Consider the following 23148-nt stretch of genomic DNA (forward strand, 5'->3'; position numbering starts at 1 on the left):
TTTTTTATGCAATTTTGTGAAACTTTTCTAAGATAGATACGGCTCATTTTGCCCACTATCTAAGACCTATAAATTAACAAATGAAATATCAAAAACGACAAAAAGCCATCATTCTTCTAGCGGATGGTACTATTTTTTACGGAAAAGCAGTTGGTAATAAACAAGGCACTTCATTTGGAGAGGTATGCTTCAATACCGGTATGACAGGGTATCAAGAGATTTTCACTGATCCTTCGTACTTCGGTCAGATTATGGTAGCTACCAATGCACATATTGGAAATTACGGTACTAACGAAGATGAGGTGGAATCTGATTCTGTAAAAATTGCCGGTTTAGTGGTTAAAAATTTTAGTTATGATTATTCCAGACCAGCAGCCGATAGTTCTTTAGAAGCGTTTTTAGATAAAAATAATTTATTGGCCATTTCAGATGTCGACACACGCGCATTGGTGAGCTACATTCGCGATCACGGTGCCATGAATGCTGTTATTTCTACGGAAGTTGACAACATCGAAGGTCTAAAACAACAATTAGCAGAAGTGCCTAACATGGTGGGTCTTGAGTTGGCTTCAAAAGTGTCGACTAAAGAACCGTATTTCTATGGTAATGAAAATGCGACCTATAAAATTTCTGCCTTAGATATTGGGATAAAAAAGAATATTTTACGAAACCTGGCAAAGCGCGATGCCTATATTAAAGTGTTTCCATACGATGCCAGTTTTGAAGACCTTGCAGGTTTTGATCCGGATGGTTATTTCTTATCCAACGGCCCCGGAGACCCGGAACCTTTAAAGAGCGCCCAAAATGTGGCAAAAGAAATAATCAAGCGCGATCTGCCGTTATTTGGAATTTGTTTAGGACATCAAATTATTGCTTTGGCAAACGGTATTTCAACCTATAAAATGTATAACGGACACCGCGGCATCAATCACCCGGTGAAAAATATAATTACCGGAAAAGGAGAAATGACCTCTCAAAACCACGGTTTCGCCATTAATAGAGAAGAAGCAGAGGCGCATCCTGATCTGGAGATCACACATGTTCATTTAAATGATGATACGGTTGCCGGTATCCGCATGAAAAATAAAAATTGTTTCTCGGTACAATACCATCCGGAAGCCAGCCCTGGGCCACATGATTCATCATATCTTTTTGATCAATTCATAGAAAATATCAAAAAACAAAAGGCCCTGGTTTAAACTAAAACGTTATAGCCCTAATTTTAAGTTTTTCTTGAAGAACATCTTAAAATAAACAAGAATAAGCCGTAAATTTGAGGGATAAAAAAGTATAAAACAAACCATTATGAGTGTAATTATAGATATTCACGCGAGACAAATTTTAGATTCAAGAGGAAATCCTACCATCGAAGTTGACGTCGTTACTGAAAGTGAAACCTTAGGCCGTGCTGCTGTACCATCAGGAGCATCAACCGGAGAACATGAGGCAGTAGAGTTACGTGATGGTGGCAAAGCATACATGGGTAAAGGCGTATCCAAAGCTGTGGATAACGTTAACAATATTATTGCCCAGGAATTATTAGGGGTATCCGTTTTTGAACAAAACCTGATCGATCAGATCATGATAGATTTAGATGGAACACCAAACAAATCAAAATTAGGCGCTAACGCCATTTTAGGGGTGTCATTGGCCGTTTCCAAAGCCGCTGCGAACGAATTGGGCTTACCGCTTTACCGTTATGTAGGTGGGGTTTCTGCTAATACCTTACCCGTACCAATGATGAACATTATCAATGGTGGTTCACATAGTGATGCGCCAATCGCATTTCAGGAGTTTATGATCATGCCTGTTAAGGCAGAAAGTTTTACTCATGCAATGCAAATGGGAACAGAGATTTTCCATAATCTGAAAAAAGTATTACACGACAGAGATCTTAGTACCGCTGTGGGTGATGAAGGTGGTTTTGCACCGAATTTGGCCGGAGGAACTGAAGATGCTTTAGAAACTATAGCTAAGGCCGTGGAGAACGCAGGTTATAAATTTGGTGATGAAGTAAAAATCGCTTTGGATTGTGCTTCAGCTGAATTTTACGAAGATGGAAAATATAACTACAAGAAATTCGAAGGGGACTCAGGCGAGGTTAGAACTTCTAAAGAACAAGCCGATTACCTGGCACAATTAGTAGATAAATACCCCATTGTATCGATTGAAGATGGTATGGATGAAAACGATTGGGAAGGATGGAAATACCTTACTGAATTAATTGGAGATAAGGTTCAATTGGTTGGTGATGATCTTTTTGTAACGAATGTAGAGCGTTTATCTCGCGGAATCGAAAACGGTATTGCGAATTCCATTTTGATCAAAGTAAATCAGATTGGAACTTTAACGGAAACCATTGCAGCGGTTAATATGGCACAAAATGCAGGCTACACTTGCGTGATGTCGCACCGTTCCGGCGAAACGGAAGATAATACCATTGCAGATCTGGCTGTCGCTTTAAATACCGGACAAATTAAAACCGGTTCGGCTTCCAGAAGTGATCGTATGGCAAAATATAACCAATTGCTTCGTATTGAAGAAGAATTGGGTGCCGTGGCTTATTTTCCTCAGGAAAAAGCCTTCAAAATTAAATAAGAAAAACGCTTATAATTTTAAAAGCGATTATCCTAAAGGATAGTCGCTTTTTTTTATTGGTTTTGGCAATAGAGTTATTGGTTAAATCTTTGCTAGATGCCTTTACAAATAGGGCTTTATTTCGTAACTTAGCGTTCCGCAAAATATAATATAAAAACCAATTAAACATATGGCTGAAACTGCTACAATTGAGATAGACGGAGTAAAATATGAATTCCCTGTAGTAACGGGTACAGAAAATGAAGTTGCTATTGATATTTCCAAATTACGAGGTTCCACAAAAGGCGTGATTACCCTGGATTCTGGATTTAAAAATACCGGGTCTTGCGAAAGTGCAATAACTTTCCTGGACGGTGAAAAAGGTATTTTGCGCTACCGTGGATATTCCATTGAGGAATTAGCCGAAAAAGCTGATTTTCTTGAAGTGGCTTACCTTTTGATTTTTGGAGAATTACCTACCATAGAACAATTAGAGAAATTTCATTCGGATATAAAGAAACATTCGTTTGTTGATGATGATGTAAAGAAAATATTAGATGCCTTTCCGAAGGCTGCACATCCTATGGGTGTATTGGCTTCATTAACGAGTGCGTTAACAGCCTTTAATCCATCGTGCGTAAATGTAGATTCTGTAGAGGATATGTATAATGCCATTGTGCGTATTTTAGGTAAGTTCCCAATTTTGGTGGCTTGGACCATGCGCAAGAAAAATGGTTTACCATTGTATTATGGAGACGACTCTCTGGGGTATGTGGAAAATATTTTGAAAATGATGTTTAAACAACCTAACCAGGATAAATATGTGCAAAATCCTATCTTGGTTAATGCTTTAGATAAATTACTTATTCTACACGCAGATCACGAACAAAATTGTTCGACTTCAACGGTTAGAATTGTGGGATCATCCCACGCCGGATTATTTGCGTCGCTATCTGCAGGTATTTCGGCACTTTGGGGGCCACTTCACGGTGGTGCAAACCAGGCCGTATTGGAAATGCTTGAGGCCATTAAAGCAGATGGTGGAGATACGGCAAAATACATGGAAAAAGCAAAAGATAAAAACGATCCTTTCCGTTTAATGGGCTTTGGACACCGTGTTTATAAGAACTTTGATCCAAGAGCCAAGATTATTAAAAAGGCCGCCGATGAGGTTTTAAGTGATCTGGGCATTGAGGATCCTATTTTAGATATCGCTAAAGGTCTTGAAAAACAAGCCCTGGAAGATTCTTATTTTGTAGATAGAAAATTATATCCTAACGTGGATTTTTATTCAGGAATTATTTACAGAGGTATGGGAATCCCAACAGACATGTTCACCGTAATGTTCGCTTTAGGACGTTTACCGGGCTGGATCGCTCAATGGCGTGAAATGCGTATGCGTAAGGAGCCAATTGGCCGTCCCAGACAATTGTATATCGGTGAAACTGAGCGTAAATTTGTTACTATCGAAAAACGCTAAGCTTTCCTTTAATAATATATTTTTTCAAAGCTTCATGCCCATGGCATGAAGCTTTTGTTTTTAGGTAAATTATTTTTTTTGATTCCTTGAAAAATGTGTTCAATAATCACTAGTTTTGACAGGAAAAAATTCAAAAAAATTAGGTTTGAGTCAATTGCAATTACATGTTATTAATGAAACCGCACGCCTTCGTGCTGTGGTGCTGGGTACTGCCGAAAGTAATGGTCCAATTCCTAAAATTGAGGATTGTTACGACCCAAAAAGTATCGAACATATTAAGGCGGGAACTTATCCTACTGAATCTGATATGGTTCAGGAAATGGAAGCCGTAGCTGCCGTTTTTAAAAAATATGATGTTCAGGTTTTCAGACCGGAAATTATTAAGGACTGTAATCAAATATTTTCCCGCGATATCGCCTTCGTTATTGAAGATAAAATAATTAAAGCTAACATTCTGCCGCATCGTGAGGAGGAGGTTGCTGCCATAGATTATATTTGGGAGCAGGTAGATCCTTCAAAACGGATTATCCTTCCGGAAGATTGTCATGTAGAAGGTGGTGACGTAATGCCTTGGAACGATCATATTTTTATTGGCACTTATTACGGTGAGGATTATGCTGATTTTATTACCGCAAGAACCAATAAAAAGGCTGTAGAAGCGATCAAAGACCTTTTTCCTAATAAAACGGTTAAGGCTTTCGAATTAAGAAAATCAAACACTGATCCAAAGGAAAATGCTTTGCATCTCGATTGTTGTTTCAACCCTATTGGGAAAAATAAAGCCATTATTCATAAAAACGGATTCTTACATGAAGCGGATTATGAGTGGTTGGTAAATTTCTTTGGAAAAGACAATGTTTTCGAAATAACCAAAAATGAAATGTATCAAATGTTTAGTAATGTTTTTTCAATCTCAGAGAACGTGATCATTTCGGAGAAGAATTTTACACGGTTAAATCAGTGGCTTCGTGAACAAGGTTTTACGGTTGAGGAAGTACCTTATCATGAAATAGGAAAACAGGAAGGCCTCTTGCGCTGTTCAACCATGCCATTAATACGCGATTAAATTTATATGCGACAACAATATACCAATACCATCTTGATGATTCGTCCGATTCACTTCCGGATGAACGAACAAACGGCGGTTAATAACTATTACCAGCATTCCATTGAAGATATGCTTCCTGAAACTATCAATAAAAAAGCTCAGGAAGAGTTTGATACTTACGTTGAGAAATTACGGGGTATAGGGGTTAATGTTATTGTGGTTCAGGATACTGAGGAATTCGATACACCCGATTCTATTTTTCCAAATAACTGGGTATCCTTCCATGAGAACGGTGTGGTGGGAGTGTATCCCATGTTTGCAGTAAACCGTCGTTTTGAGCGCCGCGAAGATATTTTTCTTAAAATTGAGGAGCTAGGTTATAAGATAACGCATATAGTGGATTATACCAGTGCTGAAGCAGAGGCTTTATTTTTAGAGGGTACTGGAAGTATCGCATTAGATCGTGTTAATCACAAGGCCTACTGTGCTTTGTCGCCCCGTGCTGACGAAGATCTTTTTATTGAATTTTGCGAGGACTTTGAATATACTCCTGTAATTTTTACAGCGAATCAAACAGTAGAAGGGGAACGCAAGGCCATATATCATACGAATGTGATGATGTGTATTGGTGATACTTTTGCGGTAATTTGTCTGGATAGTATTGATGATAAAAAGGAGCGAAAGAACGTGGTGAAGCATTTAAAAAGCGATGGCAAGGAAATCATTCCTATAACGGAAGAACAAGTAAATCATTTTGCCGGGAATATGCTTCAGGTTTTGGGTGCCAACGATACACCTTATCTTATTATGAGTCAAGCTGCTTATGATTCTTTAACGCCGCAGCAAATAAAAACACTAGAAAAACACACGAAGATCATGTCCAGTTCTTTGGATACTATTGAAACTTGTGGTGGGGGTAGTGCGCGATGTATGATGGCTGAGGTGTTTTTACCAAAAGCCTGATATTATTTATCGCCGCTTGGTCTGGATTTAGGTAATTCAACATAGAACGTTGTTCCTACATTCAACGTGCTTTCTACCCAGATTTTTCCATTATTTAATTCTACAAGCTCTTTACAAATTGAAAGTCCTAAACCGGTTCCTTTTTCATTATCGGTACCCATCGTAGTAAAGGTGTTGTTCTTAAATAGTTTTTGAAGATTCTCTTTAGAAATACCAACACCGGTATCTGCCACGCTTATTACGCAGCTACCATTACTGATGTGATTTGAAATGGTAATCGTGTCGCCGTTCTTACAGAATTTTAATGCATTAGCCAATAAGTTCTGAATTACGATCTCGATCATACTCCTGTCAGCATAAGCGAAATCCCGCAAAGAGTGGTCGATCAAAGAAATACCTTTACTTTCCAGACGTTGTTCAATTAATTTTGTTTTGGCTTCAAAAACCTCCTGAATGTCAAATAAACTTGGTTTGGGCTCTAAAGACTGCATTTGTGATTTAGACCAATTCAACAAGTTAAATAACAATAACGATGCGTTATTGGCATTTTCACTTAATTCCGGAATCAGATTATCAAACTCCTCACGAGATAAAGACCCATCCTTTAGTAAATCAATAAAGCCATTAATAGAAGATAATGAGTCTTTTAAATCGTGAGAAACAATGGAAAATAATTTATCTTTTACATTATTAACGCTTTCAAGGTGTTTGGTTTGTTCTTTAAAAGCATCATTCTGTAACTGTAATTTTATATTTTTTTCTTCTAATTCCTGTGTATACCTGATATTGTCGGTACGTTTTAAATAAAGCAGAACGATAAGAATGATTACAAAAACAAGGGCCCCTACTAAAGCGTAGAAAATGATTTTATATTTATTGAATTCGTCCTTATCCAAAGCAGATCCGGAATCTGTAACCGTCGTTTGGTTTACTGTATTGATGTCTTTGTCAAAATTGGGATCTAACTCAAGCATCACTTGATTGGCATTCGATTTTAATGGAGAATTACTCGCTTTTTCAATTTGATTTTTTAAGGTGTAATATTTCCGCTGCCACTCAAACGCTTGCTCAAATTTTCGTTCTGTAGAATCTAGGACCTTTCTTAAATTATAATTGATAAGCAGCTCTTGCTTATGGTTTAAAGATTCTGCTATTTCTCCGGCTTCGATCAATTGTTTTTCAGCAATTTTTAATCGGTCTTCCTTTAGATTAAGTTTTCCAAGATTATTTAAGGTTACCAATAAATTAGACTTGTCATCAGCTCGGTAATTAATATTGTAGGCTTTTACTAAATAATCCTGAGCTTTATCGTAATCGTTAAATTTCAAATATTCACCACCAAGTTTCGGGTAAATAACACCTTTAATAGAGTCGGTATTAACATAGCTCAAAACGATTTCGTAATAATCAATAGCCTTCCGATACTCCTTTTTCATGGAATATAATTCGGCTAATTTGGAATTTGATGCAATAATGCCTTGTTTATCATTTACCTGTTCCTGAATTTCTAAGGCTTTCAGGTAATATTCAATAGCTTTATCAAATGCATTTATTTCATAGTAGGCATTCGCTAAACTTGCATAGGCTAAATTTAACTCGCTTGTTAAATGCTTATGTTCCAGGCTCTTTATAGCGGCTAAACAATATTGTAAACCTTTGGCATAATTACCACGTTTAATTTCAATTAAGCCAATACTATTATTCACTTTAGCAACGTTCAGCGTATCTCTTAGTTGCTGGAAAAGATCTTTTGATTTCGTATACCCGTTAATAGCATTGATATAATCATCTTTTTGGGCGTACACAAGTGCCTTATAAAACATGATTTCTGCTCTTGGCTTAGGATAATTGAGAGCGTTGGCCAGTTTTTCACTTTGAATGATGTAAGTGAGAGCCTTGTCGTATTCTCCAATATTATAAAGTGATTTTATTAATTTCAATGAGGTATCTACCTTGGCGCTGTCCTGATTTTGAAAGGCCAACTCAACGGCAAGACTGTCTATCTCTTTAGTTTGACTAAAACCTAGAATAGAACAGAAAAGGATGATCAAAGTAATTATTCTCCTCATATAACATAGTATCACAACTTGACATTAAAAACCAGTAAAACTTGTCTTAGTTGAGGGAAAAAAGAAAGCTTTATTTCGTTGTGATTTGTTAGTTAGTATTCCAAATTGCTTTGGACATATTAATAGCTTTACTTAACAAAAGTTGCAAAAAGCAGCATCATAATCTAATTTTCAGGTTTTTCTACCAAAATATTAGACGAAACGCGAGCCAAAAATTTGGCAAAAAATCGACGAATAGACGAACGGCAGATATCATAGAAAAAAGGCACTTCTATCGATGAAATGCACGTTTTTATGATAACCATTTTTAGGGTTGGAAATGGATTTAATTTGTTGGATTTATCATACATAATTGAGATAATTCGTCCGCTTATTTGAGCCGAAAATATCGCTTTGCGCTTCAATAAAAGTTTTATCTTTGCACTCTTAAAACCATTTGATTTATGAATCTTCAGGAAACCCTTGAAAAACATATAAAACAGGCTGTTGCCGATAGCTTTGAGGTGGCCATACCCTCTGTTGAATTTCAGGCCACAAGGAAGGAATTTGCCGGGGATATTACTGTAGTTGTTTTTCCTTTACTGCGCTTCATAAAAGGAAATCCGGTGGCCATTGGCGAACAAATAGGAAATTTTTTAGTAGATCAAGTTGCCGAGGTGAAGGGTTTTAATGTAGTTAAAGGGTTTTTGAATATCGAGATCAGTGATTCTTATTATTTAAATTTCTTTAACGAAATAAAAGATGAAGCTACTTATGGTTTCAAGCCAATCTCTCCAAATGAGAAGGCTATTATGGTAGAATATTCATCGCCAAACACGAATAAGCCACTTCATTTAGGACATATTCGTAACAATTTATTGGGTTACAGTGTGGCTGAAATTTTAAAAGCTTCCGGTAAAAAGGTTTACAAAACACAGATTATTAATGATCGCGGAATACATATTTGTAAAAGTATGCTGGCCTGGCAGAAATTTGGTGATGGCGAAACTCCGGAAAGTACAGGTTTAAAGGGTGATAAACTGGTTGGGAATTATTACGTTAAATTCGATCAGGAATATAAAAAGGAAGTGGAAAGCCTTGTGAAAGAAGGTGTTTCAGAGGAAACTGCAAAGAAAGAAGCTCCGCTTCTTTTAGAAGCGCAGGCCATGCTACGGAAATGGGAAGCAGGTGATCCTGATGTGGTAGCGCTTTGGGAAAAAATGAATGGCTGGGTTTATGAAGGCTTCAATGAAACTTATGAAACTCTAGGGGTTGATTTTGATAAACTGTACTACGAAAGTAATACCTATTTATTGGGAAAATCCTTTGTTGAAGAAGGGCTTAAAAAAGGCGTTTTTCATAAAGAAGATGATGGTTCCGTTTGGTGCGATCTTACCGAAGATGGTTTAGATAAAAAAATCGTACAACGGGCTGATGGTACGGCCGTGTATATGACTCAGGATATTGGTACCGCGATACAACGGATCCAGGATTTTCCGGATGTTGGCGGTATGGTTTACACCGTTGGGAATGAACAGGATTATCATTTCAAGGTCTTATTCCTGATTCTGAAAAAATTAGGCTTTGATTGGGCCGACAATTTATACCACTTAAGTTATGGTATGGTTGATCTACCGAGTGGAAAAATGAAGAGTAGAGAAGGTACCGTAGTAGATGCTGACGACCTGATCCGGGAAATGGCCGAAACGGCAGGAGAAATTTCAGAAGAACTAGGGAAATTAGATGGTTATTCGGAAGCTGAAAAGCAGGCCTTGTATCACACTATTGGTCTCGGAGCACTTAAATATTTTATTTTGAAGGTTGATCCTAGAAAACGCATATTGTTCGATCCAAAAGAATCTATCGATTTTCAAGGAAATACCGGGCCTTTTATTCAATATACCTACGCCCGAATTCAATCTATTTTAAGAAAGGCAGATGTCAATTTAAAAGATAGTGTTTCTTCAACAGGATTTGAGCTTCACGAGAAAGAGCGAGAATTATTAAAGCAACTGCAATTATTCCCTGAAACTATTCAGCAGGCAGCAGCACAACACAGCCCGGCTGTAATTGCGAATTACACGTATGATCTGGTGAAAGAGTTCAATTCTTTTTATCAAAATGTATCCATTTTGGGAGCCGACACCGCCAATGAAAAACTTTTCAGAGTACAATTGGCAAACAGTGTGGCGAATACGATCAAAAATGCTTTTAAGGTTTTAGGTATTGAAGTGCCTGAACGCATGTAGTATTAAAATTTCACCATGAAACTTATATTGGGTGTAAAGCCTAAAGATTCATTTTCAACCTTATTGACATTATTATTATCATCTAAAACATAATAGGTTTTAATAATGTTCTTATTGTTCAATAAATTCCATATGGAAGCTCCAAAATTTCCTTCTACTGTATCCGAAATTTGAAAACGATAACGTGCTGAAAAATCAGTGCGGAGGTAATCTTTAAGGTTCGCACTATTCGGGCTGGAATATGCGATTTCATTATCATTAGGATCATCATTTGTCGCAGGTGGCGTATCAGGAATACCGCTATGCCAATTCAACCCTAAAGCTAATTTTAAATTATTATAAGTGTAGGTGCCTGCAAAGGTTAACGCATGGCGGATATCGATATTATTAGGGAAAGATGCACCATTATTCAAGGAATCAAAAGTATAATTGTTATTACTATAGGTATAGGACACCCAGGTGCTAAAAACCGTTCCAAATTGCTTGTTCAAAAGGGCTTCAACACCGGTGATCGTGTAATCTCCGATGGCATTTATAAACTGATATTGGTTCTGAAAGCCCTGACTTCGCGTGGTAATTCCGGTTACTTTTTTAGCAAAGCCTTCTACACCCGCTAAAAAGCCGTTTTTATTAAAATGTATACCAGCTGATACCTGCTTACTTTTAATCACCGGTACCGGATAAATGTTTTTTCCATTGATCGTAATGACTTCGGTATTATTATTAGCATTTACCCAACGCCTATTTTCAATACCAAGAAAATCATTTTGAAGATCGATGATCTGAGACGCCGTTTGACTTTTAAGTTCGCCCTGGGCTTCAAAACGGAAATAATTCCAAAACCGCTGACTAAAAGTGACACGAGGTTCAACTAAAACCATGTCAAACTTCGGGATGTAATTAATTCGAGTTCCGGCGATCAATTTTGTTCGGGAATCATAGGAGGTATAGTCGTATTCACCAAACAAGGCATGCGTTCTAACAACATCCTTAAGATAACTTCTGAATCTTGGATTGTTAACGTCCTCCAAATTACTGATGCCTACTTCCTTGAATTGGTAACCGGCATTAAATTTAAACAGATCGTTGGCATTATAATTAAGATCAAACTTCAAGGATCCGTCATAAATTTCATTGGCTTGAATCAATCGCTGATTATTTAAAACATCATAATTTAGAGCATCCAGATCGTAATTGGTAACGTACGCCTGTACTTTGGTGGATAAATTATCGGTCCAATCTCGAGTATAACTCAAGCCAATCGCACCATTGCGTTGTGTAAGTTTACTGTTTAATACTTCGTCCCGATTGTTAATGGTTGACTGCTCATCATAATTCAAATCATTAAAAACATTGAAGAAATGTATACGGATTTTGTCCTTTTCAGTAATATCCCATAAAAACTTAGCGGTAACATCATAGAAAAAGAAGGTTTCATTCTGTGAAATGGAATTACCGTTCTTTTGGGCATTCGTAAAATCAGAATCCTGAAAAATTCTTTTGGAATATTGTTCAAAAGGCGGTGTATTTAAAAAATCTGTAAGGGAGCGTCGGGAAGATACTTGAAGTTCGGTATGATCAGAAATTGGAATTTTAGCATAACCTACAGCATTGATGAGGTTAAAGCCTGCGCCACCGTGAAATTCACCATCAATATCATCAGGCAATTGCATATCAATAATGCTGGAAATACCATCACCGTATTTTGCCGGTGTACCATTTTTATACATTTTGATCGAACTGGCTATAAACGGGTTAAACGCGGAAATAAGTCCGAAAAAATGGCCAGATTGATACATTTTAATTCCGTCCCAAAGAATTAAATTCTGATCATGAGTACCACCGCGCACATTAATATTCGATACGGTTTCATCTGAGCTGATTACTCCGGGAAGGGCTTGAATGGTTTGAAGAACATCAGGCTCGATCAATCCCGGTAAAATTCCAAATTTTTCAGGTTTTATTGTAATAGATCCACTGTTCAGCTTATTGATACCCGAAGTTAAATAATTGGTTACAGTAACTTCATTAAGACGTTGTGTCCTTACAAATGGCCGACGTTTTTTATTTTCTTTTTTAATGACAATAAAACGATTGTCCAGAAATTGAAATTCTAAATGAGTCTCCAATGTTAAGAATTCCAGGGCTTCTTCTAAACCTAATTCAGGATCAGGAATCGTGGCAACTTTATTTTCAATGGTAGCATCAACAAAAGAAAAGCTAACACCAAAGGTTTTTTCAAGTTGTTTTAAAATAAGAGAAAGGGGTTGTTTTTCCATTCGAGTTTCCTGGGCGATCAGGCATCCGGAGCTCAAAAGAAAAATAAGAATAATACCAGGAAACCACCCTTTTCTAATCACCTTTTATTGTAATCTTATCGTTTGATTTATTATAAGTTACGTTCAAAGGTAAGGTAATGGATTTTAAGGCTAAATTAATATCGTCGTGGGTAAAACTCCCTGTAAACAATTGCGTAGCGTCTACATTTTCAAGTTTCACAGAAACAGCGTATTGACGCTCAAATTCTGCAATTACCCTACTATACGGCATACTTTCAAATGTACTCTCATGATTTATCCACGAAGGCTTTGAGCGTAATTCTTTTTCTTTAGCAATCATTTTCCCATCGATAATTAAAAATCGGTCACCGGGTTTTAATTTTGTTTCTAGGGTATCGTAAGTTACGCCCACTAAGCCTTCGTAGCAAATAACCTCAAAGTAATTGTTACGTTGTTTTACATTGAATTGTGTTCCGTAAACGGTTACCGTACCGTTACTGGTAATAACCTTAAAAGTGGATCCTTTAGATACTTTAAAAAAGGCTTCACCTTGTAATTTAACATCACGTTCTTTTTTCCAGTGACTTTTATTGAAAGCTAAAACAGAGCCGGCATTAAGTTCCACACTGGAATTATCGGGTAGTTCAATGGAAGTTCTCTGCGCCATGGCCGTGGTAACCGTGGTATCGAGGGTTGTTGTATAATAATAAAGACCAAAGCATAGGGCTAAAATAGCCGCAACTCGGAAAAACGGATTGACCCAGGACGATTTTGATCTTTGAGCTTTTTTATTTTGTAGTGCTTTATTTAAAGCATCATATTCTTCAGATGTATTGTAGGTTTCAGCTTTAAAACCTTGTAGGTTTTGCTGTAACTTCATCAAATCATCATAGTCATCAAGCGCTTTAAAAGCGTTGAGCTCTTGATCATTCAGGTCGTTATTCAACCATTTTAATATGAGTGTTTCTCTATCCATGATATTCTAATACAACTATATAACAATTAACTTTTCATTTTTCCTACCTCGTGGTAAAAAAATATGGAACTATAATTCTTTAATGTCTTTACGGAGTTTTTCCAGGGCACCGTAAATGCGTTTTTCTACAGCCTTTGTTGAAATATCCAAGATCTCAGCTATTTCTTTAAAGCGTTTGCCTTCCACGCGATTCATCAAAAAGGCAACACGTTGGGCTTCGGTTAAGTTCGAAAGTGCTTTTTGGAGTTTTTCATGATATTCCTGCTCCTGCATCAAAAATTCAGGGTTCTCATGTGTATAGTTTTTCGGTTTTTCTTGCTGATGTTTTAAAACGACCTTTTGATGTGCTACTTCATTCAGCATTAAATTATTCGCGGTAGTAAACAAAAAACTCCTGGCTTTTTCAGGGGGAACTTTCGAGCAATTTTGCCAAAGTTTTATAAAGGCTTCCTGAACTTTATCTCTGGGGTTTAACAAGGAACCAAACTTATAATACAGGAATTGAAATAAATTTTCGGAATGTTTATTAAAAATGGAAGAAAAGAGCTGCTCTTCACAAACATTGTCATATAGTTTTTTTTCCATTTATCGTGTGGTTCTGTGTACTAAAATAAAAAAAAAGCAGGTACGGGGTAGGAATTTTTAAAGTTTAGCTGTTTCATTAACAAAACGCTATGTTTAACAAATCCAAAAAACCATGAGAACACATTTGAAACGCTTATTTTTTGTTCCTTTTTTTGCCCTATTTATTTTGACCTCGTGTCAGAATGATGTCACTGACATTACGCCTCCAAACGCCTCTGAAGCTTTGTTGGCAGAATCGCAGTTAACTGAAGATATTAACGCCACCGCGATCATGGATGGCTCGTACGATAATATTATCGATCATGCAAGTTGTCTTTCTGTAGAGTTACCAATTACGGTGATCGTTCATGGGTTGGAAATCCACATTGATTCCCCGGAAGATTTTAAAGTTATCGAACGCATCTTTAAAGAATTCGATAACGATGAAGATGTTCTGGATATCGTTTTCCCTATTACCATAATAAAAGCAAATCACGACGAAGTGGTGATTGAAAATATGGAAGCACTACGAGCGTTAGCTCAGGAGTGTAATGGTGAAAATGAACCTGATGAAGATATCGAATGTATCGATTTTGTATATCCCTTGACATTTTCTATTTACAATGCCGATTTTCAGGTTATTGAAACGGTAAATATTGAGAATGATACACAGTTATATCGCTTTATTCAACGTGTTAAAAAATCAGAAGTTTTTGCAAGTTTGAATTTTCCGGTAACGATGAAACTCGCCGATGGTACAGAGATCGTTGTAAATAGTAATGCCCAATTACAACAAACCATTGAGGATGCAAAAAATGCCTGTGATGAAGATGATGATAATGATTACGGTGATGACGATTTCACATTAGAACGATTAAATACCGTTTTAACATCTTGCCCCTGGGTGGTATATGAATTTGAAAGAAATCAAGACGACTTAATCGAGGTTTATCATGAATATGCCATCGTTTTCAAAGAAGATGGTGTTGTAAAAGTTAAAGCCAGAAACGGCGATATGTATACCGGAACCTGGACTTCTGAAGTTACCGATACAGGCGCTTTGATTAGTCTGCAATTTGATATGCTTACAGATTTTAACCTGCAATGGCATGTTTATGATCTGGATGACGGACGCATTAAACTCTTCCAGGAAGGCGGAAACCGCATTATATTGAAGAAAAACTGCGATATCATCTTTGATATCACAAAAGAGCGAATTGAAAATTATTTACAGGAATGCTTGTGGCGTGTTGCGCGCTTAGAAGTTGATGGTACCGATAATGAAGCTGATTATATTGGAACGCCATTGAAATTCTTTGCAGACAATATAGTTAAGATTCGTGTGAACGGTGAGTTCGTGCAAGGGACGTATCAAGTTGTACCTGCCAACAATGGTTTTGTTTTACAGATCACACTCGATGGTCGTCCAAACCTACAATTAGAATGGTTTGTAACGGTACTTGAAGCCGATCGTATTAAATTAGAAGCTCTTGGTCAAACCAACAGCGAAATGGTATTGAGACGTTTTTGTCCTATGGACGATGCTGATATAAACTATATTAACGATGTCCTTATTTCCAGTACCTGGGAAGTAGCTAAATACTATATCGTTGATGGTGAGGTGAACAATACAGAAAATTACCTGGGCTATAATATTGAATTTTTGGAAAGTGGCTACATTAAAGTTACTGATCCTAATAATGGATTAATCGACGGATCTTGGTTGGCTTACAGAAATGAAGGCCTGTACCTGGGCATGAATTACGGCATAGAACCCCCTTTTCAAGTGCTCAACCACCGCTGGAAGATTGCTCAGGTTTCCGAGACCCGAATCGAATTACACGATCTAGATACTAACGGAAACGTGGAACGTATTTTAGTCCTTGAAATAAAAGTATAAAGATTGTTTTTGGTGAAAAGGAAACGTTCATATTTAAGTAGGTTAGGTTAATTACTAAGTAGTTTCCTTTTTAAAGGCTGTCATGTGCATATGGCAGCCTTTTTTTTATGCACTTTGCCGGGTCAGTCTTTATAAATAACTTTCAAATCCTTAACTTTGCACTTCTTAAAATTCAGAGCGTAATATGTTTAATAATTTAAGCGAAAAATTAGATAGTGCCTTACACTTACTGAAAGGGCATGGAAGTATCACGGAGGTTAATGTAGCAGAGACTTTAAAAGAGGTACGACGTGCCTTACTGGATGCCGATGTGAACTTTAAAACAGCCAAGGAGTTTACCAATACTGTTAAGGAAAAAGCGTTGGGGCAAAACGTATTAACGACCCTGCAACCCGGACAGCTGATGGTAAAGATCGTTAAAGACGAACTTACCGAACTTATGGGTGGTGATGCCGAGGGCATTGACCTTTCAGGAAATCCTAGTGTCATTTTGATGTCGGGTTTACAAGGTTCAGGTAAAACAACCTTTTCCGGTAAACTGGCCAATTATCTTAAAAATAAAAAAACCAAAAAGCCTCTATTGGTTGCCTGTGATGTGTATCGTCCGGCGGCGATCGATCAGTTACATGTTGTTGGTGATCAGATCCATGTAGAGGTGTTTAGTGATAAAGGAAATCAAGATCCCGTTGCGATCGCCAAAGCGGGTATTGCTCATGCCAAGGCTAATGGTCATAATGTGGTAATCATTGATACCGCTGGTCGTTTAGCTGTGGATGAGACCATGATGAATGAGATCTCGAATATCCATAAAGCGATCAAACCACAGGAAACATTATTTGTGGTAGATGCCATGACCGGTCAGGATGCTGTAAATACTGCTAAAGCTTTTAACGATATCTTGAATTTTGATGGTGTTATTCTTACCAAATTAGATGGTGATACACGAGGTGGTGCGGCACTTTCCATTAAATCTGTGGTTAATAAACCGATCAAATTTATCGGTACCGGAGAAAAAATGGAAGCTATAGATGTGTTCTACCCATCACGTATGGCGGATCGAATTCTAGGTATGGGTGATGTGGTTTCCCTAGTGGAACGTGCCCAGGAACAATACGACGAAGCTGAAGCCAGGAAACTTCAGAAGAAGATCGCTAAAAATCAGTTCGGTTTTGATGATTTCCTGAATCAGATTCAGCAGATCAAAAAAATGGGGAATATGAAAGACCTGATGGGAATGATTCCCGGAGTCGGAAAAATGATGAAGAATGTGGATATTGATGATGATGCCTTCAAAGGGATCGAAGCTATTATACATTCCATGACACCAAAAGAACGTGCTAATCCCGGTATTTTTGATGCCAGTAGAAAAAAACGTATCGCCAAAGGTTCCGGAACCTCCGTACAACAAGTTAATCAATTATTGAAGCAATTCAATCAAATGAGTAAAATGATGAAGATGATGCAAGGTGGTGGCGGTAAAAAGATGATGCAAATGATGCAGAACATGCGCTAAGCCTTCATTTTAAAAAATTCTAAATGATCCAACATAACATGACAATTTTAGACGGAAACAAGACCAGCAAGGATATTAAAAATGAAATTGCCGCCCAGGTAGAGCGAATGAAGGCGAAAGGTGAAAAAGTGCCGCATTTGGCAGCGGTTCTTGTAGGTACTGATGGGGCGAGTATGACGTATGTAAATTCCAAGGTCAAAGATTGTGAAATGGTTGGTTTCAAATCGACTTTAATTGATCTTCCGGAAGAAACTTCGGAGGAAAAATTATTGCAGATCGTTCATGATCTAAACACGGATGACGATGTTGATGGATTCATCGTGCAGTTGCCCTTACCAAAACATATCGACGAACAAAAAGTTTTAATGGCCATTAACCCGGATAAGGATGTGGATGGTTTTCACCCTACCAATGTTGGGAAAATGACCCTTGGCTTGCCAACCTTCATTTCAGCAACGCCCTTTGGTATTATGGAATTACTGGAGCGTTATGAGATTGAAACTTCCGGAAAACACGTGGTCGTTATGGGGAGAAGTCATATCGTTGGACGTCCTATGAGTATTTTGCTGAGCCAGAAGCGCAAAGCCGGTAATGCTACCGTTACAGTGGTTCACTCCAGAACTACTAATTTAAAGGAGATCACCAAACAAGCGGATATTATTGTAGCTGCCATTGGAATTTCAGAATTCCTTACTGCAGATATGGTAAAAGATGGAGTTGTGGTTATTGATGTTGGTATAACACGCGTTCCTGATGATACTAAAAAACGCGGTTACCGTTTAGCCGGAGATGTCGATTTTGAGAGCGTAAGCAAAAAAGCAAGTTATATCACACCCGTTCCCGGAGGTGTAGGCCCTATGACACGGGCTATGCTATTAAAGAATACGCTGCTCGCCAGAGAACGTCATTCCTAGTAAATCATCTTACTTAGCGAAAATCATACTCATATCCTTAAACGCTTTAAATTCCAGAGCGTTTCCTGAAGGGTCATAAAAGAACATGGTAGCTTGTTCTCCCGGTTTTCCCTTAAATCGGATATAAGGAGCAATCACAAATTCAATATTTTTCGATTTTAAGTCTTCCGCGAAGGTGTGAAAAACATCCCAGTCTAAAATTACACCGAAATGCGGTACCGGAACATCATGTCCGTCAACTGGATTTGTGTGAAGCGTTGAATCATTAGCCTTTGGTTTATAATGGATCACCATCTGGTGACCGAAAAAATTGAAATCCACCCAATGGTCATCACTGCGACCTTCTTCACAACCAAGTACATCGCGATAAAAAGTTCTGCATGCTGCTAAATCATGAACAGGTATAGCTAAATGAAAGGGGGAAAGCGTGGTTTTCATAGCGTTATTTTTTAGGTTTTTTTGGAATATGTGTTTTTGATGAATCGCTGATCAGATTTTGTAATTCTTGAAGTTCTGTTTTTGTGAGCTCACGATATTTCCCAACAGGAACATCCAGGGTCACATTCATAATGCGCACACGCTTCAGACTTTGTACTTCATAATTCAAATAGGAACACATGCGTCGTATTTGACGATTCAATCCCTGGGTGAGTACGATCTTAAAAGTAAAGCTGTCTAATTTTTCAACCTTACATTTTTTCGTTTTTTGCTTTAAATCTTCCAGGTAAATACCACCACGCATTCTCATAATAAACGTTTGAGATATTGGTTTATCTACAGTAACAATATATTCTTTTTCGTGATTATTGCTGGCTCTTAGAATTTTATTTACAATATCGCCATCATCCGTCAGAAAGATCAAGCCTTCACTCATTTTATCCAATCGCCCCACAGGGAAGATTCGTTTTGGATAGTTGATGTAATCGATGATATTATCTTTTTCAACACGCGTGTCGGTAGTGCATACAATACCAACCGGCTTGTTAAATGCAAGATAAACAAAGGCGTCCGTAGTGTTTTTAATAATTTCACCATCAACGGCCACAACATCACCAACGGCGATCTTTGTTCCCATTTCAGGAACAACGCCGTTAATGGTCACCCGGCCTTCTTCGATGAGCTTATCCGCTTTGCGGCGAGAGCAATAGCCCGCTTCACTCAAAAATTTATTTATTCGTGTTAGTTCTTGATCACCCATAAGTATTCACAAAAGTACAACAAACTTAAGCCATTAAAAACTCGGTAATATGCTTATAAACCGCTTCACTTTTTAGACCATGTCCCAAACCTTTGGTTTCAATGAGTTTGGCATTCAACATATGTGTTTTATAATCGTTAGCATCACTAAAAGGAATGATAGGATCTTTTTGATCGTGAATGATGAGGCCTTCGGCGGAAATGTCTTTTGAAAATTCAAACGCATTGAAAAATTCCGGAGGATGTTTAAATTCCTTTTCTATGTTGGTCGTGATAGCTTTCATGACTCTGGAGGAATAATCCATCATTTGCCCATAACGTTTTAAAATTCCGGTGAAATTGGATGGAGCTCCCAGTAAAACAATTTTTTTCAGTCCTGAAACCTTATGAAAAGAAATACTGAAAACGGTTGCCATACCACCTACGGAATGCCCAATGATGCTGTCGGCCTTATGCTTTTTAGCCACTTCAGCCAAACAAGCGCTGTAATCCAGAGTATTAAAACGTTTTCCTGAAGAATTACCATGGGCAGGACCATCCAAAGAAATTACGGTAAAGTCCAGAGCAGTGAGTGCATGGATCAAATCCCGCCATCGGTACGTATTGCTTTCCCAACCATGAGCTAAAATAACGGTGTCTCCGGTTCCTTGCCATTTATAGGTTTGAATATCAAAACCCCGACAATCAAAAGTGTCGTATTTTGCTTCTTTTAAAAAAGCTTGCTCATCTTCACTAAACCTCCCTTTAAGCGGTGTGCCAAAAAGTTTTATGGCCAATCGTGCTGCTAATGATTTGGAAAAAATACCGATGACATTAATGATGAAGCCAATAATTTTAGGAAGATAGGGTTTCATTTAGTCCTCTCGGTTTACCAGATCCATAGAAAAAGCCGGAGTGCAAACCGCCAAATACTCGCAAGGCTCTGTGAAAGGGTTTGAATATTGAACTCGGGTGTTTTTTTCAATTTTGATTGATTGACCGGCTTCCAGAACGATCGTCTCACCTTCAATAATAAATTGTTTTTTACCTTTTATGATGAAGGTATATTCATCAAATTCCGGAATTTGAAAAGGCTCACTCCAACCTGCGGGAGCAATCATATGAGCAATACTTATTTGAGAATTTCCATCTGAAGCCAAACCAAAATGTTCCTCGATGACTTTACCATCGTTGGTGGGCACTACAAAAGGGTTTTTCTGTATGGTATATTTTGCCATAGCTTTTAGTTGTTCCAGTTTATAAAAAAGTATTTTATTTTAGCGTCGTCCGGGATATGTGTTTCCTCAATATTTAGGTTCATATCAAATCTCAGATTTGCCGGAAGTTCTTTTTTATCAATAGAAAACGTGGCATTCAATTCATTAACACTCACCAGTATGGTGTTGATCATGTTATTGATTTTTGAAATTTTATAGTATGACCTTATACTCCTAAAAGTACTCTGCGTTGTAATGTTTGAAACTGTTTTATAACGAGGATCGATGATTTGAACATTCTCAATAACGGATGTCGAATCTAAAGCATTTTTCGGTGTTAATACCAGTAGTTTTTTTCCGCCTTTTTCAAAAATATAATAATCATTCTTGGCGCCCATAAATTCATCACCACCGGTGTGGGTCACTATCGAGTCGTTAGGAAAAACAGCCTTCAGGTCTTTTACCTGGGTAGAGTCTGTAAGCAAGCCAACATGGTGTTTACCAATTTCAAAAGGATCTTGTTCTCGTTTACAACTAATAGTTACTAAGGCAATAAGGATAATGCCATAAATGGATTGTCGCATAAATAGTTTTATATAATTAATTATTCTTTAAGTTATTTTTTCATCACTTTGGTTAAAATACCAAAAACACTGCGGATAAAAGTGGCACTGGTAAGTACTTTTACAACAGGATTCATTCGTTGATATTGACTCCTCGAACGACTTGTAGAACGTGACGAAGTTCGATCAAGTTCTTCCTGTTCTTTCTTAGCCTTGGCTTTCGCTTCCTCAGCATCAGCTTTAGCTATTTTTTCATTTAGTAATTCATAAGCACTTTCACGGTCGATGGTTTCGTTGTATTTTTTTACCAAACTCGATTCAGACAAGAGGTTTTTCAATTCAGAATCTGTAAGTACATCCATACGGCTCATAGGTGCTCGCATCATGGTTGCTGCCAAAGGTGTTGGTCTGCCTTTTTCATCCAAGGCCGATACCAAAGCTTCGCCAATTCCTAGAGAAGTTAAAACTTCTGTAGTATCGTAATAATCGGAATCCGGATAGTTTTGTGCGGTCATTTTGATCGCTTTTCTATCATTCGCCGTAAAGGCTCTCAAGGCGTGTTGCACTTTTAAACCTAATTGACCTAAAACATCTTCTGGAACATCTGTGGGGTTCTGGGTTACAAAATACAATCCAACACCTTTACTACGGATGAGTTTAACGATACTTTCAATTTGATCAAGTAAGGCTTTGGAGGCTTCACTGAAAATTAAATGCGCTTCATCAATAAATATTACCAATTCAGGACGATCACTATCGCCTTGCTCCGGAAAGGTCGAATAAATTTCAGCTAATAAACTCAACATAAAGGTTGAAAAGAGTTTTGGCCGATCTTGTATGTCTGTCAATCGAATGATATTAATATACCCTCTGCCATTCTCATCAATACGCTGAAGATCATTTACTTCAAATGAGGTTTCTCCAAAAAAGAGATCGGCTCCTTGTTGTTCCAGTTCAACAACTTTTCTTAGGATGGCTCCGGTTGAGGCTGTTGAAATTCGTCCGTACGATTTTTCAAATGCTTCTTTGCCTTCATCAGTAGCGTACTGTAATATTTTTTTAAAATCCTTAAGGTCTAGAATGGGTAATTTATTATCATCACAATACTGAAAAATAACGGCAACAATCCCTGTCTGAACATCACTTAAGTCTAAAATGCGCGATAATAATACGGGACCAAATTCGCTTACTGTGGCGCGTAAACGTACACCGTTCTGCTCAGAAAGCGTTAATATTTCTACGGGGAACTTTTTAGCTTCAAAAGGCAAACCGATCTTTTCATGGCGTTCATCAATTTTTGGATGTCCCGGACTCGGTTCTGCCAAACCACTCAAATCACCTTTAATGTCCATAAGTAAAACAGGAACACCGCGATCACTGAGATTTTCAGCTAAAACCTGCAATGATTTTGTTTTTCCCGTACCTGTAGCGCCGGCAATAAGACCATGACGGTTCATGGTTTTTAATGGAATCTTAACGTGGGCTCCGGTAATGGTTTCACCGTCTAACATGGCTGCACCCACTGGAATGTACTCACCTTTAAAGGTATAGCCCTCGGTGATGTACTTAAAAAAGTCCTCAGTATTTGGCATTGGTTAATTTTTTTATAAAAATAACTATTCTCCTTGAATTCGTAGGAACAAGATATGTAAAACTTTGAATAAATTCAGGGCAATACCGT

At 37.7% G+C, this 23148-nt stretch carries 19 protein-coding genes; 9 read left to right on the plus strand and 10 right to left on the minus strand.

The genetic code is table 11. The features are described 5' to 3' along the window. Positions 1-80 precede the first annotated feature (80 nt). From carA to ctlX, 5 genes are all read left to right on the plus strand, one after another. Positions 81-1199 (plus strand): glutamine-hydrolyzing carbamoyl-phosphate synthase small subunit, encoded by a 1119-nt coding sequence (gene carA / locus ABD682_RS06550; protein ID WP_344740290.1) that lies wholly within the window; start codon positions 81-83, stop codon positions 1197-1199. Positions 1200-1305: 106 nt separating this feature from the next. Further along, a complete protein-coding gene (gene eno, locus ABD682_RS06555; protein ID WP_344740291.1) occupies positions 1306-2598 on the plus strand; it encodes a phosphopyruvate hydratase in 1293 nt (430 codons plus the stop codon). A 169-nt stretch (positions 2599-2767) separates the two neighbouring features. Further along, positions 2768-4057, plus strand: a complete 1290-nt coding sequence (locus ABD682_RS06560; RefSeq protein WP_344740292.1) for a citrate synthase — start codon at positions 2768-2770, stop codon at positions 4055-4057. 115 nt (positions 4058-4172) lie between these two features. Then, the gene (locus tag ABD682_RS06565) at positions 4173-5123 is read left to right on the plus strand and encodes a dimethylarginine dimethylaminohydrolase family protein (protein ID WP_344740294.1); all 951 of its coding nucleotides are present in this window, start codon (positions 4173-4175) and stop codon (positions 5121-5123) included. A gap of 6 nt (positions 5124-5129) precedes the next feature. Then, positions 5130-6068, plus strand: a complete 939-nt coding sequence (gene ctlX / locus ABD682_RS06570; RefSeq protein WP_344740295.1) for a citrulline utilization hydrolase CtlX — start codon at positions 5130-5132, stop codon at positions 6066-6068. A 2-nt stretch (positions 6069-6070) separates the two neighbouring features. Here the strand turns inward: ctlX and ABD682_RS06575 are convergent, their stop codons facing one another. Further along, entirely contained in the window at positions 6071-8137 is a 2067-nt protein-coding gene (locus ABD682_RS06575) for a tetratricopeptide repeat-containing sensor histidine kinase (RefSeq protein ID WP_344740297.1), read from the minus strand. 443 nt (positions 8138-8580) lie between these two features. On the opposite strand from ABD682_RS06575, the gene argS reads away from it, so the two are divergent. Further along, positions 8581-10365: an arginine--tRNA ligase gene (gene argS, locus ABD682_RS06580; RefSeq protein ID WP_344740298.1), complete on the plus strand. Its 1785-nt coding sequence runs from the start codon at positions 8581-8583 to the stop codon at positions 10363-10365. A 2-nt stretch (positions 10366-10367) separates the two neighbouring features. Here argS and ABD682_RS06585 read toward each other — a convergent pair whose 3' ends face one another. From ABD682_RS06585 to ABD682_RS06595, 3 genes are all read right to left on the minus strand, one after another. Continuing rightward, positions 10368-12644, minus strand: coding sequence for a TonB-dependent receptor plug domain-containing protein (locus ABD682_RS06585; protein ID WP_344740299.1), 2277 nt, complete (start codon positions 12642-12644; stop codon positions 10368-10370). 73 nt (positions 12645-12717) lie between these two features. Continuing rightward, a complete protein-coding gene (locus ABD682_RS06590; protein WP_344740300.1) occupies positions 12718-13620 on the minus strand; it encodes a FecR family protein in 903 nt (300 codons plus the stop codon). Between the two features lie 69 nt (positions 13621-13689). Next, positions 13690-14205 carry an RNA polymerase sigma factor gene (locus ABD682_RS06595; protein WP_344740301.1) on the minus strand — a complete coding sequence of 172 codons (516 nt, stop codon included), beginning with the start codon at positions 14203-14205 and terminating at the stop codon, positions 13690-13692. Between the two features lie 112 nt (positions 14206-14317). On the opposite strand from ABD682_RS06595, the gene ABD682_RS06600 reads away from it, so the two are divergent. From ABD682_RS06600 to folD, 3 genes are all read left to right on the plus strand, one after another. Further along, positions 14318-16084, plus strand: a complete 1767-nt coding sequence (locus tag ABD682_RS06600; RefSeq protein WP_344740303.1) for a hypothetical protein — start codon at positions 14318-14320, stop codon at positions 16082-16084. Positions 16085-16268: 184 nt separating this feature from the next. Next, positions 16269-17597: a signal recognition particle protein gene (gene ffh, locus ABD682_RS06605; protein ID WP_344740304.1), complete on the plus strand. Its 1329-nt coding sequence runs from the start codon at positions 16269-16271 to the stop codon at positions 17595-17597. A 38-nt stretch (positions 17598-17635) separates the two neighbouring features. Next, positions 17636-18511: a bifunctional methylenetetrahydrofolate dehydrogenase/methenyltetrahydrofolate cyclohydrolase FolD gene (folD, locus tag ABD682_RS06610; protein WP_344740305.1), complete on the plus strand. Its 876-nt coding sequence runs from the start codon at positions 17636-17638 to the stop codon at positions 18509-18511. 9 nt (positions 18512-18520) lie between these two features. Here folD and ABD682_RS06615 read toward each other — a convergent pair whose 3' ends face one another. The 6 genes from ABD682_RS06615 to ABD682_RS06640 are packed head-to-tail and all read right to left on the minus strand — an operon-like array spanning position 18521 to position 23059. Beyond that, complete coding sequence (locus tag ABD682_RS06615; RefSeq protein ID WP_344740306.1) at positions 18521-18949, minus strand: VOC family protein; 429 nt, start codon at positions 18947-18949, stop codon at positions 18521-18523. Between the two features lie 4 nt (positions 18950-18953). Beyond that, positions 18954-19709 (minus strand): 23S rRNA pseudouridine(2604) synthase RluF, encoded by a 756-nt coding sequence (gene rluF / locus ABD682_RS06620; protein WP_344740307.1) that lies wholly within the window; start codon positions 19707-19709, stop codon positions 18954-18956. A 25-nt stretch (positions 19710-19734) separates the two neighbouring features. Next, entirely contained in the window at positions 19735-20562 is an 828-nt protein-coding gene (locus ABD682_RS06625; protein WP_344740308.1) for an alpha/beta fold hydrolase, read from the minus strand. After that, a complete protein-coding gene (locus ABD682_RS06630; protein ID WP_344740309.1) occupies positions 20563-20925 on the minus strand; it encodes a cupin domain-containing protein in 363 nt (120 codons plus the stop codon). It abuts the gene before it with no gap. A gap of 5 nt (positions 20926-20930) precedes the next feature. After that, entirely contained in the window at positions 20931-21488 is a 558-nt protein-coding gene (locus ABD682_RS06635) for a hypothetical protein (RefSeq protein WP_344740310.1), read from the minus strand. Between the two features lie 32 nt (positions 21489-21520). After that, the gene (locus tag ABD682_RS06640) at positions 21521-23059 is read right to left on the minus strand and encodes a helicase HerA-like domain-containing protein (protein ID WP_344740311.1); all 1539 of its coding nucleotides are present in this window, start codon (positions 23057-23059) and stop codon (positions 21521-21523) included. Positions 23060-23148 lie beyond the last annotated feature (89 nt).

This window comes from Gaetbulibacter aestuarii, assembly GCF_039537665.1.
Lineage (GTDB): Bacteria > Bacteroidota > Bacteroidia > Flavobacteriales > Flavobacteriaceae > Gaetbulibacter_A > Gaetbulibacter_A aestuarii.

Coding starts and splice junctions, on each gene's coding strand:
- carA (WP_344740290.1), top strand. CDS start 81: ATGAAATATCAAAAACGACAAAAAGCCATCATTCTTCTAGCGGATGGT.
- eno (WP_344740291.1), top strand. CDS start 1,306: ATGAGTGTAATTATAGATATTCACGCGAGACAAATTTTAGATTCAAGA.
- ABD682_RS06560 (WP_344740292.1), top strand. CDS start 2,768: ATGGCTGAAACTGCTACAATTGAGATAGACGGAGTAAAATATGAATTC.
- ctlX (WP_344740295.1), top strand. CDS start 5,130: ATGCGACAACAATATACCAATACCATCTTGATGATTCGTCCGATTCAC.
- ABD682_RS06575 (WP_344740297.1), bottom strand. CDS start 8,137: ATGAGGAGAATAATTACTTTGATCATCCTTTTCTGTTCTATTCTAGGT.
- argS (WP_344740298.1), top strand. CDS start 8,581: ATGAATCTTCAGGAAACCCTTGAAAAACATATAAAACAGGCTGTTGCC.
- ABD682_RS06585 (WP_344740299.1), bottom strand. CDS start 12,644: ATGGAAAAACAACCCCTTTCTCTTATTTTAAAACAACTTGAAAAAACC.
- ABD682_RS06590 (WP_344740300.1), bottom strand. CDS start 13,620: ATGGATAGAGAAACACTCATATTAAAATGGTTGAATAACGACCTGAAT.
- ABD682_RS06595 (WP_344740301.1), bottom strand. CDS start 14,205: ATGGAAAAAAAACTATATGACAATGTTTGTGAAGAGCAGCTCTTTTCT.
- ABD682_RS06600 (WP_344740303.1), top strand. CDS start 14,318: ATGAGAACACATTTGAAACGCTTATTTTTTGTTCCTTTTTTTGCCCTA.
- ffh (WP_344740304.1), top strand. CDS start 16,269: ATGTTTAATAATTTAAGCGAAAAATTAGATAGTGCCTTACACTTACTG.
- folD (WP_344740305.1), top strand. CDS start 17,636: ATGACAATTTTAGACGGAAACAAGACCAGCAAGGATATTAAAAATGAA.
- ABD682_RS06615 (WP_344740306.1), bottom strand. CDS start 18,949: ATGAAAACCACGCTTTCCCCCTTTCATTTAGCTATACCTGTTCATGAT.
- rluF (WP_344740307.1), bottom strand. CDS start 19,709: ATGGGTGATCAAGAACTAACACGAATAAATAAATTTTTGAGTGAAGCG.
- ABD682_RS06625 (WP_344740308.1), bottom strand. CDS start 20,562: ATGAAACCCTATCTTCCTAAAATTATTGGCTTCATCATTAATGTCATC.
- ABD682_RS06630 (WP_344740309.1), bottom strand. CDS start 20,925: ATGGCAAAATATACCATACAGAAAAACCCTTTTGTAGTGCCCACCAAC.
- ABD682_RS06635 (WP_344740310.1), bottom strand. CDS start 21,488: ATGCGACAATCCATTTATGGCATTATCCTTATTGCCTTAGTAACTATT.
- ABD682_RS06640 (WP_344740311.1), bottom strand. CDS start 23,059: ATGCCAAATACTGAGGACTTTTTTAAGTACATCACCGAGGGCTATACC.